This is a genomic window from Alcaligenes sp. RM2, from assembly GCF_052931795.1.
Map to the genome: position 1 here is coordinate 264847 of NZ_JBRFIO010000004.1, position 14948 is coordinate 279794.

The 14948-nt window shown below is 58.0% G+C and carries 15 protein-coding genes; 3 read left to right on the forward strand and 12 right to left on the reverse strand.

From position 1 onward, the window contains the following. Positions 1 to 70 precede the first annotated feature (70 nt). From leuD to ACU6HM_RS15000, 8 genes are all read right to left on the reverse strand, one after another. The gene (gene leuD / locus ACU6HM_RS14965) at positions 71 to 709 is read right to left on the reverse strand and encodes a 3-isopropylmalate dehydratase small subunit (RefSeq protein ID WP_250756455.1); all 639 of its coding nucleotides are present in this window, start codon (positions 707 to 709) and stop codon (positions 71 to 73) included. Further along, complete coding sequence (gene leuC, locus ACU6HM_RS14970) at positions 706 to 2118, reverse strand: 3-isopropylmalate dehydratase large subunit (protein WP_446764005.1); 1413 nt, start codon at positions 2116 to 2118, stop codon at positions 706 to 708. Before leuC ends, leuD begins: the two co-directional genes overlap by 4 nt. Next, positions 2115 to 3020, reverse strand: coding sequence for a hydroxymethylglutaryl-CoA lyase (locus ACU6HM_RS14975; RefSeq protein ID WP_021447115.1), 906 nt, complete (start codon positions 3018 to 3020; stop codon positions 2115 to 2117). Before ACU6HM_RS14975 ends, leuC begins: the two co-directional genes overlap by 4 nt. Continuing rightward, entirely contained in the window at positions 3017 to 4228 is a 1212-nt protein-coding gene (locus ACU6HM_RS14980) for a CaiB/BaiF CoA transferase family protein (RefSeq protein ID WP_254500093.1), read from the reverse strand. The genes ACU6HM_RS14975 and ACU6HM_RS14980 overlap by 4 nt, the downstream gene beginning before the upstream one ends. Before the next feature lie 127 nt (positions 4229 to 4355). Further along, on the reverse strand, positions 4356 to 5654 hold the full coding sequence (locus tag ACU6HM_RS14985; protein WP_021447114.1) for a TRAP transporter large permease: 1299 nt from the start codon (positions 5652 to 5654) through the stop codon (positions 4356 to 4358). 1 nt (position 5655) lies between these two features. Further along, a complete protein-coding gene (locus ACU6HM_RS14990) occupies positions 5656 to 6174 on the reverse strand; it encodes a TRAP transporter small permease (RefSeq protein ID WP_250756457.1) in 519 nt (172 codons plus the stop codon). A gap of 58 nt (positions 6175 to 6232) precedes the next feature. Continuing rightward, on the reverse strand, positions 6233 to 7234 hold the full coding sequence (locus tag ACU6HM_RS14995) for a TRAP transporter substrate-binding protein (protein WP_009460256.1): 1002 nt from the start codon (positions 7232 to 7234) through the stop codon (positions 6233 to 6235). Between the two features lie 35 nt (positions 7235 to 7269). Continuing rightward, a complete protein-coding gene (locus ACU6HM_RS15000) occupies positions 7270 to 7890 on the reverse strand; it encodes an isochorismatase family protein (RefSeq protein ID WP_009460255.1) in 621 nt (206 codons plus the stop codon). Between the two features lie 173 nt (positions 7891 to 8063). On the opposite strand from ACU6HM_RS15000, the gene ACU6HM_RS15005 reads away from it, so the two are divergent. From ACU6HM_RS15005 to bfr, 3 genes are all read left to right on the forward strand, one after another. Then, complete coding sequence (locus ACU6HM_RS15005; RefSeq protein WP_009460254.1) at positions 8064 to 8948, forward strand: LysR family transcriptional regulator; 885 nt, start codon at positions 8064 to 8066, stop codon at positions 8946 to 8948. A gap of 131 nt (positions 8949 to 9079) precedes the next feature. Then, a complete protein-coding gene (locus tag ACU6HM_RS15010; protein ID WP_009460253.1) occupies positions 9080 to 9349 on the forward strand; it encodes a (2Fe-2S)-binding protein in 270 nt (89 codons plus the stop codon). Positions 9350 to 9619: 270 nt separating this feature from the next. Then, positions 9620 to 10096 (forward strand): bacterioferritin, encoded by a 477-nt coding sequence (gene bfr, locus ACU6HM_RS15015; protein ID WP_009460252.1) that lies wholly within the window; start codon positions 9620 to 9622, stop codon positions 10094 to 10096. A gap of 136 nt (positions 10097 to 10232) precedes the next feature. Here bfr and ACU6HM_RS15020 read toward each other — a convergent pair whose 3' ends face one another. From ACU6HM_RS15020 to ACU6HM_RS15035, 4 genes are all read right to left on the reverse strand, one after another. Beyond that, positions 10233 to 10856 carry a hypothetical protein gene (locus ACU6HM_RS15020; RefSeq protein WP_250756458.1) on the reverse strand — a complete coding sequence of 208 codons (624 nt, stop codon included), beginning with the start codon at positions 10854 to 10856 and terminating at the stop codon, positions 10233 to 10235. A gap of 108 nt (positions 10857 to 10964) precedes the next feature. Further along, on the reverse strand, positions 10965 to 12578 hold the full coding sequence (locus ACU6HM_RS15025) for a peptide chain release factor 3 (RefSeq protein WP_009460250.1): 1614 nt from the start codon (positions 12576 to 12578) through the stop codon (positions 10965 to 10967). A 97-nt stretch (positions 12579 to 12675) separates the two neighbouring features. Beyond that, the gene (locus ACU6HM_RS15030) at positions 12676 to 13299 is read right to left on the reverse strand and encodes a LysE family transporter (protein ID WP_009460249.1); all 624 of its coding nucleotides are present in this window, start codon (positions 13297 to 13299) and stop codon (positions 12676 to 12678) included. 64 nt (positions 13300 to 13363) lie between these two features. Further along, positions 13364 to 14827 carry a DEAD/DEAH box helicase gene (locus tag ACU6HM_RS15035; RefSeq protein WP_009460248.1) on the reverse strand — a complete coding sequence of 488 codons (1464 nt, stop codon included), beginning with the start codon at positions 14825 to 14827 and terminating at the stop codon, positions 13364 to 13366. Positions 14828 to 14948: the final 121 nt, after the last annotated feature.

Consider the following 14948-nt stretch of genomic DNA (forward strand, 5'->3'; position numbering starts at 1 on the left):
AACAAACAGGGCCTGCGCGCACATATGAACAGGCCCTGCAAAAGCCCTCCTTTGCAGCCATCTGCTCCGCTCAATTAAATAGCCAAGGCTCCTGCTTCTTGCGCTGCTGTTCGTAAGCCCGAATAGTTTCCATCTTTTGCTCCGTCACGCTGACGTCATCCAGCGCTAGCAGCAAACGGCGTCGGCGTTCCGGTTCTATCTGGAAGTGAATGCGCTGATCGGGGCCGATCAACATGCCCGCCTCCAGATCGACCATCCATTCAGCCCAGGGATGATTGGTGGCGGTGACAAACAGGGCATCTACCTGGTCGGTGTTGAGTTGTAATGGCAACAGACCGTTTTTAAAGCAGTTATTGCGAAAGATGTCTGCAAATGAAGTGGCGATCAGCACCGAAATACCCAAATCCTTCAGTGCCCAAACTGCGTGTTCGCGGCTGGACCCGCAGCCGAAGTTCTCGCGTCCGAGCAGAATCCGGGCTCCCTGGGCGTGCGGCTGATGCAGGCAGAAACTGTTGATGGGTTCACGCTCGTCCAGTGGTTTGCCGGGGTAGCCAATGTCCGCGTACCGCCAGTTGTCGAAGGCATATTGTCCAAAGCCAGTGCGCGACAAGGATGTCATGTACTGCTTGGGCAAGATAGCGTCGGTGTCTACATTGGCACGGTCCAGCGCAATCAGGCGCGAGCGCACGGAAGTAAAAGGTGTGTTCATGCGGCGTCCCAGTTACGGATATCGACAAGATGGCCCGCAATTGCAGCGGCAGCAGCCATGGCGGGGCTCATCAGGTGTGTACGTCCCAAGGCGCCCTGCCGGCCTTCGAAATTGCGGTTGGAAGTGGAGGCGCAGCGCTCGCCCGGGTTCAGGCGGTCTTCGTTCATGCCCAGGCACATGGAGCAGCCCGGCTCGCGCCATTCAAAGCCGGCTTGCGTGAATATCTGGTCCAGGCCTTCCTGCTCGGCCTGACGGCGTACCAGACCCGAGCCGGGTACGACCAAAGCTTGCAGCACTGTGCTGGCTACGCGTTTGCCTTTGACCATGGCAGCGGCGCTGCGCAGGTCCTCAATACGCGCATTGGTACAGGAACCGATGAACACCCGGTCTACGGTGATGCCTGCCAACGGCTGCCCGGCCTGCAAAGCCATATAGTTCAAGGCGCGTTGGGCATCAGCTTGTTTGCCCGTGGCAGCGGCTAATGGATCAGGTACAAGCTGGTCGATGGCCGCCGCCATATCGGGCGATGTGCCCCAAGTGACTGTGGGGGCAACCTGCGTGGCGTCGATCAGCAAATGCTGATCGTATTGGCAGCCTTCATCGCTGATCAGCGTGCGCCAGTACTGCTCTGCCTTGTCCCATGCCTCTCCTTTTGGTGCCAAGGGGCGGCCGCGCACATAGTCCAGGGTCTTGTCGTCCACAGCGACCAGACCAATACGGGCCCCCGCTTCGATCGCCATATTGCACAAGGTCATGCGCCCTTCCATGGACAAGGCACGGATGGCGGGGCCGGTAAATTCGATGGCACAGTCCCGTCCTCCATCCGCACCCATGCGGGCAATGATGTGCAGGACCAGATCCTTGGCGGTGCTGGTGGCAGGCAATTCACCTTGCACATCGACCTGCAGGCTGCGCATGCGTTTTGCGGCCAAGCATTGCGTGGCCAGAACATGCTCCACTTCGGAGGTGCCAATGCCAAAGGCCAAGGCCGCAAACGCACCATGCGTGCTGGTATGGGAATCTCCTGCCACGATGCTGGAGCCGGGCAAGGTCATGCCCTGCTCGGGTCCGATCACGTGGATGATGCCCTGGCGCTCGTCATCCAGGCCAAAGTAGCGCAGGCCAAACTCCCGGCTATTGATCTCCATCTGGTCGATCTGTGCCTGCGCCAACGGGTCTTCCAGACGCTGATTGCGGCGGTGCGTGGGCACGTTGTGGTCCACCGTGGTCAGCGCAGTTTCCGGGCGACGCACTTGGCGTCCGGCCAAGCGCAAACTCTCGAAGGCTTGCGGACTGGTGACTTCGTACAACAACTGGCGGTCTATGTAGATCAGATCATGCTCATCGTCTACCGTCGCAACGCGATGTGCATCCCAGAGCTTTTGAAAAAGGGTGCGGGCCGTGCTCATGGTTGGCACACCTTCAAGGCGTAGGCTGGTCCTGCTTTGTGCAGGCGACTTTGAACGGGCTCTTGCGTCAGGGCTGCGATTTCTTCGGCCAAGGGCTGGAGCGCTTCCAGACTCAAGCCTGTTTCCACACCGCTGATTTGGAACATATGGGCCAGATCTTCCAGGCTGGCATTGCCGCTGGCACCGGGGGCGTAAGGGCAACCGCCCAAACCGGCCAAGGCTGCGTCAAACCGACGCCCTCCTTCGCGATACGCGGCCCAGGCATTGGCCAGGGCCAGCCCGCGGGTGTCATGGAAATGGGCGGTGACGCCTTGTTCACCATACAAGCTCAAGGCAGCCTGGGTCAGACGTTCCACATCGGCGGGCGAGCCCATGCCGGTGGTATCGCACAGGCTGACGGAGCTGGCTCCCATGCGTTGCACTTGTTGCATCAGTGCAATCACGTGCGCGGGGGCGACGGCGCCGGTAAAGGGGCAGCCAAAAGCGGTGGACAGGGACACGTTGACTGGCGTTTTGCCCGCCGCTTCCAGCACTTGCTCCAGCTGGGCCAGTGATTGCGCAATGTTCATGCGCAGATTGGCCAGGTTATGCGCTTCAGAGGCCGAAAATACAAAGTTCAGCTCGTCCATATTGGCCGCTAAAGCACGCTGTGCACCGCGCAGATTGGGAACCAGGGCGGTGTAGCAGACTTGGGGCGCGCGCGCGGTCAGGCTAGCCAGCTCGTCGGCATCCGCCAGGGATGGGATGGCTTTGGGCGAGGTAAAGGACGTCAGCTCTATCTTGCGCACGCCGCATCGAGGCAGTGCTTGCGCGATACGCAGCTTGTCCGGCGTAGGCACCCAGCGTGGCACAATTTGCAGGCCGTCACGCAAGGTGACATCAGTTAATAACACGGTACTCATTCCACGATTCCTTGTTCACGCAGAGCTTGGCGGCGCTCCGGGCTCATGCCCAGTTCTTGCAGGATGCTGTCTGTGTGTTCACCCAACTCCGGCCCCAACCATTGGGTGGCACCGGGACTGCGGCTTAGCTTGGGGACGATGCCGGGTATGGTCAGTTCCTGGCCGTCCTCCAAGGTGTGTTTCTCCAGCATGCCGCGGGCCTGGTAATGCGGGTCATCAAGAATGTCGGCGGCGGTGTAGATGCTGCCGCTGGGGACTTCAGCCTGATCCAGCACGCTCAACACCTCTTCCAGGCTGCGGGCCCCTGTCCAGTCGCCAATCGTCTGGTCCAGCATGGCGCTGTGTTCCACCCGTCCGGCGTTGTCGGACAGGTGCGGATCGCTGGCCAGATCAGGACGGTTCATGGCCTGCATCAGACGGATGAAAATGGCGTCACTATTGGCGGCAATCACTACCCATTTGCCGTCGCCGGTGGGATAGGTGTTGGAGGGGGCGATGCCGGGCAGGCTGGCCCCGGTACGTTCGCGCTGATGACCGTTCAGTTGATAGTCTGGAATCAGGCTTTCCATGATGGCAAAGACAGATTCATACAAGGCCACATCAATCATCTGCCCCTGCCCGCCTTCCTGACGTAGATGGTGCATGGCCAGCAGCGCGCCAATCGTGCCGTACAGCGAAGCCAGCGTATCGCCCAGGCTGACACCGGCTCGTACAGGGGGCCTATCCGGATAGCCGGTGCCATAACGCAGGCCACCCATACATTCCGCGATGGCGGCAAAGCCGGGGCGACGGTGATAGGGGCCGTCCTGTCCATAACCGGAGACGCGCACCATGATCAGGCGTGGGTTCAGTGCGTGCAGCGTTTCCCAGCCCAGGCCCCAGCGTTCAAGCACGCCGGGGCGGAAATTTTCAATGACGATGTCGCTTTGCAAGGCCAGTTCACGGGCAATTTCCTGGCCCTCGGGCTGGCGCAGATCCAGCGCAATGGAGCGCTTGTTGCGACTTTGTACGCGCCACCACAGGGAGGTGTCCTTGTGCAACTGCCGCCAGCGGCGTAGCGGGTCGCCCTTGCCAGGCGGTTCGATCTTGATGACATCGGCCCCGAATTGGGCCAGCAGGCTACCGGCATAGGGGCCGGCAATCAAGGAACCCAGCTCCAGGACTTTGATGCCTTTGAGCGGGGGTTCGGTAAAGCTGTTCTTATCCATTTCTGTTTCCTCCAGTTATTGATTCTGGGATAGAAAAAGAAAGTAGAAAAGCAATCAAATATTATGCTGCCATCGTAAAAAACGTGGATGGAAAATAAAAAAACCCGCATGAAGCGGGTTTTATTTTTTAAAGCGTTCTGGGTAACCAAAGAATGATTTCGGGGAAGATTGTCAAAATCACAATCGCCAAAATTTCCAGTGCCACAAAGGGCAGAGCCCCGCGTGTAATCTGCTGTAGCGATATTTGTGGGGCAATGCCCTTGATCACATACAGGTTCAAACCCACCGGCGGCGTAATGACGGCCATTTCGCAGGCAATAATCATCACAATGCCAAACCATAATGGATCGTAGCCCAGCGCCACAATAACAGGCAGTAAAACAGGTGTGGTGATCAGGATAAGAGAAACAATATCCAGGAACATGCCGATCACAATAAGAAATAGTAGAACGAATATCAGAATGACCCACGCCGGTTGAGACGAAGCCGTAATCAGCGTGACCAGCTTTTGCGGAATCATCAGACGCGTCATGATGTAGCCAAACAGCAGCGCGGCGGCCAGAATCAGCAAAATCATGCCACTGGTGACGGCGGTGGAGCGCAGAATCTGCAAGGCCGTGCGCCAGTTCATTTCCTTGTAGGCAATGGCAATGATGAATGCCCCTGCAGCACCAATGCCGGCCGCTTCTGTCGGAGTAGCAATACCCAGATAGATCGTGCCCAGCACCAGCAGAATCAGCAAGGAAGCGGCCCAGATGTCTTTCAGGGCGGCCAGTTTCTGTGCCCAGGTAACGACTTCCGAATTGCGCGGTGCGGACTTTGGTTTGAATATCGCAACCAGAGCGACATAGATCACCATCATGACGGTGACCATCAAGGCGGGTAGCAAGGCACCAATGAACAGCTTGCCGATGGATTGGTCAGCCATTTCGCCATACAGCACAAAGCCAATGCTGGGTGGAATCAGCAAAGCCAGGGCACCGGCCGCAGCAATCGTGCCGCCAGACAGGCTGGGCGAGTAACCACGCTTGAGCATTTCTGGAATGGCAAAGCGACCAATCGTGGCGGCACCCGCCACGCTGACCCCGCTCATGGCACCGAAAACGGCCGAGCTGCCCACACTGGCTACAGCCAAACCACCGGGCAGGCGGTTCAGCCACAGATAGAACAGCTGATACAACTTGCCGCCGATACTGGTGCGGGCGATGACCTCACCCATCAGAATGAACAGCGGAATGGCGATCAGGGAATAGCTGGCCATGCCGCGGTGCAAGGTGGCGGGAATGACGTCCAGGCCGCCCAGGCCGGATTTCATCAGAATGCCGGAAACACTGGCGACACCCAGTGCGGCAAAAATGGGGGTGCCGATAACCATCAGGATGGCAAAGCAGGCCATCATCAGGCTGAAAATGAGCATGGAATCCATGTCAGAACTCCTTGATGCTGTCGTTGGATTCCACACTGTTCGGGATGAACAGCTGGCGCAGAGCAGCCAGGCCCAGCAAGGTGCCACCCAATGGGATCATGCCGTAGGCAATCCACAGGGGGAAACGCAGCATGGAGGCCGAGCGGTAGTTACGGGCAATCGCGGTTTCCACCACGGAAATACCCGCCCACAGCAGCACCAGGCAGAAGAACAAGATGCACAGCTGCGAAATGCAGGTGGCCAGGCGCTGGCCGCGTGGCGAGAAGCGCATGTGGAAGGCTTCCACGCTGACGTGGCGGTTTTCCAGGTGAACCCAGCCGATGGACAGCCAGGAGCAGACCAGCAGTAAGTACACGCACACTTCGGTGATGTAGATGCTGGGGCTATTAAAGACGTAGCGTGCAATGACGCCGTAGGTGCAGGCAATCATCAGAGCGGCTAGTGCAACTTCGGCCACCAGAATGGCGAGCCGGTTGCTACCGCGCGCAAATGCGCCCAGAAAATGAATAAGTGGATTCATGGTGTCTCCACACGAGGGATGCGCGCCGGCTGGTGGTCCGGCGCGCAGTCACGCGTGATCAGGGCTGGCGGGTTTTTTCGATCAGTTCCAGATAAGCGGGACCGTTTTCAACCTGCTTGCTCCATTCATCAATGGCGGCTTGGGTTTGCTGACGCATTTCGGCCAGTTGAGCGGGCTCAACACGATTGATGGTCACACCGGCTTGCTCGTAGCGTTGCAGGGCCTGGCCTACAAAGGCGTTCACGCGCTCAAACTGTTCTTCGTCGCGCTGGTGGGCGGCCTTGCTGATGATTTCTTGCAGATCAGGTGGCAGGGATTCCCACTTTTTGCGGTTGATGGTCAGCACGGACACATCGATACCGAAGTTGGCGATGGACAGGTACTTGGCCACTTCATACAGGTTGCGGCCAATGCCGGTTAGCAAGGGACGTGGGGTGGCGTCGATCACGCCACGGTCAAAGGCCAGGTACAGCTCGGAAGACGGCATGCCGGTAGGTGAGCCCCCCAGCAGTTGCAGGGCGCGTGCGTCCATGGAGCTGGTCGATGCCCAGACTTTGCCCTTGATGTCCGCGGCCGAGTTGATCGGTGCCTTGCGGCTGTAAAACTCGTACGGGTCCCAAGGGGCCAGGCCCAGCACCACGGCATCGTGGGTGTCACGCAGTTCCTGCTCGGCACCCAGCTTGAACAGACCTTGATCCAGGGCACGCTTCAGGTGGGCCGTGCTGTCAAACAGGAATGGCAGGGTAAAGATGTTCAGCGCTGGCACGGTGCCGCTGGGGTACGTGCTGGTCATGTTGACGATATCCACGTCACCGCGCGACAAGGCTGGCAGCTCCTCGTAGCCATCGAACAGCTGACCGGAGTGGAACACGTTGATCTTGATGCGACCCTGGCTTTCTTTTTCCACGGTCTGAACGAAGTTCTCGATGGGTTTCCAGGCGTATTCGTAGGCCGGGGGCAAATAGGTTGAGAAAGTCAGCTCAACTTCTTGGGCTTGGGCGGGCGAGATGCCCAGCGCCAGGGTGCAGGCGGCCATCGCCGCTGTCAGGGCTTTTTTCATGAGAGTCTCCTGTGGTTTCTTTTTTTGTTGCGCGTTTAAAGCGTGTGTAGATGAGCGATCAAGTCTGCCGAGGGCAGGACTTCGGCGTACTTGCTGGCCATATCGATCAGATTGCTGCGATGTTGGGCTGCCGAGCGGTCAGCCACCGCATCTTCAGCCACGAACGGGGCAAATCCCGACTGCAAGCTGTCCACCACGCTGGCACGCACGCAACCGCTGGTGGTGGCACCGGCCACAATCAGCATGTCGCAGCCCTGATGGGCCAGCAAGGCGGGCAGCGGCGTGCCGTAAAAGGCGGAAGCCTGGGTCTTGTACAGGATGATGTCTTGTTCGGGGTCGTAGTCCAGCCGTGGGTCCAGCTCACAGGCAGTCGAACCACGCAGCAGGCAGCGCAAGGACGAGGCCTTGGTCAGCCACAGATTGGCGTCGGCCAGATGGGCTTCGTAGCCGATGATGGTGAAAATAACGCGACCCTTGCCACGCATGGCGCGAATCAGGGTGTTGGTTTGTTCGATCTGGCTGTCGCAGTTCGAGGCCAGTGGCGTCAAGCCAGGCTCGGTAAAGCCGCGTTGAAAATCGATAACGACCAAAGCCGGCTGTTGCCCCATGGGCAGGGTGCCGTCAAAGCCCCCTTTCAGATTGTCGCTGTCGCGCATCTTGTTTCTCCCCTCACTCTCTATTCCTGACTTAAATAATCAGGTTCCGTATTATGTGCGTAGTCTGTCATCGCTAATGACGTGAGTACAGCGTCAAATTGCGATGGTGCTATCGCAATTGATGATGGCAGAGTGCTTGTCGACCCGCCCTTCCTAGGATGGAATACTGGCTTATGAACATCGATCCCAAATCTTTACGGCTGTTTTTATTGGTGCTGGAACGCGGCACCATCTCGGGGGCGGCCGAGCAGTTTCATATTGCGCCTGCCGCGGTCAGCAAGCGCCTGAGCGATCTGGAGCAGCAACTGGGCGCAGCCCTGATTGAGCGCAGCAACAAGGGTGTGTATCCGACGGCAGCGGGCAAATCATTGGCGGCCATGTCCCAGCGCCTGCTGGACGATATGGATGCCATGGGCGCGCTGATGCGCGACTTTGCCGGCGGGGCCACTGGGCATGTGCGGATTGCGGCCAACCTGTCGTCCATCACGCAGTTTTTGCCGCAGGCTTTGAGCTCTTTTATGGCGCGTCACCCCAAAGTGCGGGTGTCCTTGGAGGAACGTATCAGTGCTGGAGTCGCCCAGGCGGTGGCCGATAATAATGCTGATCTGGGAGTACTGATTCGAGGCGTAGGCAGTGCCGAGGTGGAGTACTACGACTATCGCCAGGACGAGCTGGTGTTGCTGGTGCCTGCTACCCATCCTTTGGCAGGACGGGGGGAGTTGGCCTTTGCCGACACGCTGGATTTCGACTATGTGGGGATGCACACTGGCAGTCACCCCAATTTGCTGCTGTTACGTGCCGCCAGCGAACTGGAGCGCACCTGGCGTTGCCGCGTGCAGGTGACCAGTTACGATGCCCAGTGCCGCATGATTGAGGCGGGGCTTGGAATTGGCATGTTGCCGCGTTCTGTGGCCGAGTCCTATGTACAAAGCCTGGGCCTGGCCTTGTGCGTGATCAAGGAGCCCTGGACCTCACGTCGCGTGGCCTTGTGCGTGCGTAGCCGCTATAGCTTGTCGCCCGCCGCGCGCTTGTTGATGGACCATCTATTGCAGAATTGATGCGACTGTCGTTTTCAGGCCAAGACCGCAAGGGCAGGCTGCAAGCCATTCCCAGGGCTATATCGAGGAAAGACAGTTCTTAATGAGAATGACTCTTGATATTTTCAGGTTTCTTGATAATAATAGTTCTCATGTTTATCTGCATATGTAACGCGATCACCGAGCGTCAAGTACAAGAAGCAGTACGTGGCGGCGCTTCCAGCCTGGCAGACCTGCAAGGTCAGCTTGGCGTGGCGTCTTGCTGTGGCTGTTGCGCGGAGACGGCTCAGGACTATTTGCCCGGCGGACGCTATGCCAATCAGACCATGATTGCCAGTCTTGAAACCGCCCGGGTGGATTACGCTGCCAACGACAGCCTGATCCCTGCCCCTGAGTTCGGCCGTCTTGTTTGTCGCGCCTAAGCGCGTGTTTTTGATCAGGATTTTCCATTCCCGCTATTGTTAGTGGGAATGATTGTTATTGGTCCTGTTACTAACCCAAAAGTGCAACGCTTTCTGGGTGTTTAGCTGTTTTTTAAGCCATGGCACATGCGTGCATGGTAGCCTGTCACATTCATCCCCCATTGTGTTTTTGCCTGCATCGCGCCTGAGTGCGATCTGTGGCGTGAGCAGCATTTGTGGGGGCTCGGCGGCTCCTTGGGGGGAGCGCCGTCAGATTTACAGGAGAACAGCATGTTTGGCGATAAAGTGGTAATTCAGCATCTGAACAAGCAGCTAAAGAACGAACTAACAGCAATCAATCAATACTTCTTGCACGCTCGCATGTTGAACCATTGGGGCTTTAACAAGCTGGGCAAACACGAGTATGACGAGTCCATCGGCGAGATGAAGCACGCCGATATGCTGATCGAACGTATCTTCATGCTGGACGGCCTGCCCAACCTGCAGGACATGCACAAGATCATGATCGGTGAGAACGTGCCTGAACTGTTGGGCTGTGACCTGAAGCTGGAACAGGCTGCCCGTCAGACCGTGGTAGAGGCTATCGAGTACTGTGAGTCCACCCGCGACTACGTGTCGCGTGATTTGTTCTTGAAGATTCTGGACGACACCGAAGAGCACATCGATTGGCTGGGTACACAGCTGGAGCTGATCGAAAAAGTGGGCCTGCAAAACTACCTGCAATCGCAGATGGGCGACCACGAATAAGTCTTTGTGTGGTCAGACCAAAAAAAAGCACCCGTTACTAACGGGTGCTTTTTTATTGTCCTTGGCAGCTTCCTGCTCTGGAAACGAAGCCTTCAATTGCAAAGGCAGCGTAGCCTGGGAAGCGACTACAGACAGCTTAGAAGGACTTGCTTGGGCAGCCAGGCACCTTGCCCCAGGCATTGTTCGGACCGCAGTACTTGTTGCGGGCATCCCAGGAACAACTTGGGCGATCGAAAAAGCCTTTTTGGCTACAGGCATTCAACTCTTGCTGCAGCTGTGCCTGCCAGGCACCGTTATTGTTGCCGGCCACTTGAATATCTTGTGGTGGCGGTGGTGGGGGCGTGCCTATATCTACCGGCTGGATAGGCTCGGAGCCACCCAGGTTTACACGAGCAATCCCTTGCAACTCCCGGTTCTGCTCGGTCATGGCAATTTGAATGGCCTGCTCCAGCGAAATGGACGTGGTGGCCAAGGCAATAGGTGGCTTTTCTTCCGTCAGCGTGGACGTGTCAATTTCCCAAGCGATCGGTGTGGGTGCTTGCGGCACTCCCAGGCGGCCATTGGGTAAAGGCTGCGGCGGTTGCGCGGTAAAGGGTTTGCCATCGGCATCAAGCGTAGGCAAGTCTGACGGGTCGGGGGTGCTGACCGCCATGGACTTTTCAGGGCCGTGCGCGATTAGCCAGTTCCCCAGTTCCAGGCCGCCCCACACTGAAGCACCTGCGGCCAGCAGCAAGACAGCAATGATAAAACGCCAGGGCATAAGCGATGTCTCGGTTGAATCAGGGGCAATCCGGTCGGCCGGATGCGCGTAATTAAAAGAAAAGAGCCGTCATTGTAGCGAAATGTCGGCCCTGCTCTTGTGACAGAATTAGACGGCATCCCCGAAAACGTGTCCACCATGTTCACGTAATGCGTGGAATTCAATGCCCGGATTCAGCTCCTGAGCCACGCGCAACTGCGCAGGCGAGCTTGCTAAAAAGGCAGTGGCCTCGACCACGTCATAAGCAATATTGCCCGCGTTGGTCTCGATAAACTTCTTCATGTCCTTGGGGTCTTTGGCTGTTACCCAGCGAGCCATATTGAAGCGGCTGGACGACAGGCGCGCTTCCACACCGTACTCCGTTTTCAGGCGGTGGGCCACCACTTCAAACTGCAGTTGGCCAACCGCGCCCAGCAGCATCATGCCGCCTGCCATATGGGGACGGAACACCTGAATGGCGCCCTCTTCACCCAGCTGGGTCAGGCCGGTACGCAATTGCTTGGTGCGCAATGGGTCTTTGACCTCAATGGACTGGAACAGTTCGGGGGCGAAGAAAGGCAGCCCGGTAAATTGCAGGTTTTCGCCTTCGGTCAGCACGTCGCCCAATTGCAGGATGCCGTGGTTGGGCACACCGATAATGTCGCCAGCAAAGGCATCATCCAGCAGTTCACGGCGTTGCGACAGGAAGGACACCACGTTATTGGGGCGAATTTCCTTGCCGGTACGAGACACTTTCAGTTTCATCCCGCGCTTGAAATGGCCGGAGCTGACGCGCACAAAGGCCACGCGGTCACGGTGGGCGGGGTCCATATTGGCTTGCACCTTGAACACCACACCACTGAACTTGGGCTCGTCCGGCTGCACTTCACGCTGCAAGGCAGCGCGTGGGCCAGGAGAAGGAGCCAGATCAACCAGTGCGTCCAGCACTTCCTGCACACCAAAGTTGTTGATGGCCGAGCCAAAGAAAACGGGGGTTTGCTTGCCAGCCAGGAACAGGTCCAGATCGAATTCGGGGGCTGCAGCATTGAGCAGCTCGATTTCTTCCTGAGCCTTTGCAAAGGGCTCGCCAAAGCGTTCGGCAATCACAGGGTTGTCCAGGCCAGGGATGATTTCATCCTCGCCATGACGTTCCTGACCGGGCTTGAACACACGCATATGATTGGCGCGCAGATTGAACACACCGCCAAAGCGACGTGCCATCCCGATAGGCCAGGAAAACGGCACCACTTCCATGCCCAGGTGCGATTCGATTTCCGACAGCACATCCAGCGGCTCTTGAACTTCGCGGTCCAGCTTGTTCACGAAAGTGATGATGGGCGTATTGCGGGCCCGGCACACTTGCAAGAGGCGAATGGTTTGCGGTTCCACACCGTTGGCCGCGTCAATCACCATCAAGGCGGCGTCCACGGCGGTCAGCACACGGTAGGTGTCTTCGGAGAAGTCCTGGTGACCGGGGGTGTCCAGCAAGTTGATCACGCAGTCGCGGTATTCCATCTGCATGACCGAGGAGGCCACCGAAATACCACGTTGCTTTTCAATTTCCATCCAGTCCGAGGAGGCGTGACGGCTGGCTTTACGGGCCTTGACGCTACCTGCAATCTGAATCGCACCCGCGAACAACAGCAGTTTTTCTGTCAGTGTGGTCTTACCCGCGTCAGGGTGAGAAATAATGGCAAAGGTGCGGCGTTTCTTGACTTCAGAGCGTATGTCACCGGACGACATTGAAAATCCTTGTGGCAGCGCCAGTCTGGCGCGTGGAAAACAGTGAGCGAATTATCCGTAAAGCAGAGCTTGGGGGCAAGCTGATGCGTGCACAAGGCTAACGCGACACGCTGGCCAATACCGTCCCTGCCAGAATAAATAGCGAACCGAACACGCGGTTCAGCAGCCGGACATGGCTGGCCTGACGCAGCAAATGCAACATGCGAGCGGCCAGCGACGTGTAGCAACCCATGGCCACCAGATCCGTAAAGCACAGGGTCATGGCGATCAGCAGGTATTGCAGCGGCATGGGCCGATTCAAGTCCAGAAACTGGGGCATGATGGCCAGCAAAAATACCAGACCCTTGGGGTTGGTGATATTGATCAGGCAACCCCGTATCAACAAATCGCGAATACGAAAGTCGCTGGGTTCCTGACCTGTGACCTGCACCGGCATGGCGTCGGTGCGCAATTGCTTCCAGCCCAGATAAATCAGGTAGGCGGCACCCAACCATTTAAGCGTGGTGAACGCCAGTTCCGAGCGCGCCAGGACTTGGCCCAATCCCAGGCTGATGATGAATATCTGGATCATGATCCCGATATTCAGGCCTATAGCCATCCAGTAGCCACGCTTGAAGCCGTATTTCAGGCCGGAGGACATGGAGGAAATCGCACCTGGGCCAGGTGAAAACGAAATAACCCAGGAAGCCGCAAAAAAGGCGAGCCAGGTGCTCAGTGCCATGGTGTGCTCGGTTCAAAGGCGGGCGCTGTGCCCGCCTTTGGCAGGCACAGTCCCTTTGCAGGGTTTAGGCTTTGGCTTGTGCGGAACTGCGGTTGCTGCGGTTCGGGCCGCGGCTGTCTTGACGGCCACCGGGGCGACCTTGGCCAGCACGGGCTGCGCCACCGCCTGCACCGCCAGGAGCGGCGCTGCGACGTGGGCGGTTGTCGTTGCCAGGACGGCGCGGACGGCTTTCGCCATTGCCACCACGGCCTTCAGCGGAGCGACCTTGACCACCACCGTTAGGGCGACGGGCACCAGGAGCACGAGCGCCAGGAGCGCTGTTGAAGCGGCGCTCTGCGTAGGTGTCTTCCTTGGCTTCTTCAGCCAGAGCGGCGCGCGAAGGAGGCGTCCAGCCTTCCACCACGATGCGTTCGATAGGATTGCGGGTCATGCGCTCGATCTGCTTGAGTAAACGCATTTCGCTGCGATCCACCAGCGACAGAGCCACGCCTTCGCTACCGGCACGGCCAGTACGGCCAATGCGGTGAACGTAGTCTTCAGGAACGTTAGGCAGTTCGAAGTTGACCACGTAAGGCAGTTGATCAATGTCCAGACCACGTGCGGCGATGTCGGTGGCAACCAGTACCACAACCTTGCCGTTCTTGAAGCCGGCCAGCGCACGGGTACGAGCCGCCTGGCTCTTGTTGCCGTGCAGGGCTTCAGCGGCCATACCGTCCTTGGACAGTTTTTCGGCCAAACGATTGGCACCGTGCTTGGTGCGGCAGAACACCAGAACCTGGTTCCAGCCGCTTTCGCGGATGATGTGGCTCAGCAGATCACGCTTGTGTGCCTGGTCAGCCAGAATCACTTGCTGGGTAATCAGTTCGTTGGTGGTGTTGCGGGCAGCAACGGCCACTTCGTCAGGGTTGTTCAGCGAACCACGGGCCAGTTCACGGATTTCGTCCGAGAAAGTCGCCGAGAACAGCAGAGTCTGGCGATCAACCGGCATCAGGCTGATGATCTTGCGAATGTCGCGGATAAAGCCCATGTCCAGCATGCGGTCGGCTTCGTCCAGTACCAGGATTTCCACGCCGGTCAGGTCCACGGTGCGTTGACGCACGTGGTCCAGCAAACGGCCAGGAGTAGCCACCAGAATGTCCAAGGGCTTGCGCAGCGCATGGAACTGGGGGTTGATGTTCACGCCACCAAACATGACCATCGAGCGCAGACGGGTGTGCTGGCTGTACAAACGTACCGATTCTTCAACCTGGGCGGCCAGTTCACGGGTAGGGGCCAGGATCAGCGCACGTGGGCGGCCTGGTTTACGGTTTTGCTGAGGGTTGTTCAGCAGACGGTGCAAGATAGGCAGGGTAAAGCCTGCGGTCTTGCCGGTGCCGGTTTGAGCGGCAGCCAACAGGTCGCCACCTTCAATGACCTTGGGGATGGCCTGGGCTTGAATAGGGGTGGGGTGGGTATAGCCTGCGTCGGTTACAGCACGCAACAGAGGTTCTGCCAGCTCAAGAGAGGCAAAAGTGATTTGAGAGTCCAAGAATTTTCCAGTGACTAGCCCAAAAGCCCTCTTTGGGGCCCTACCAATCCAGGCTAAGGTGTTTTGTTATGGCGACAATGCCACGGCAGGGGCAAGAACGCCGCCTGCTGCAAGAGGCGCA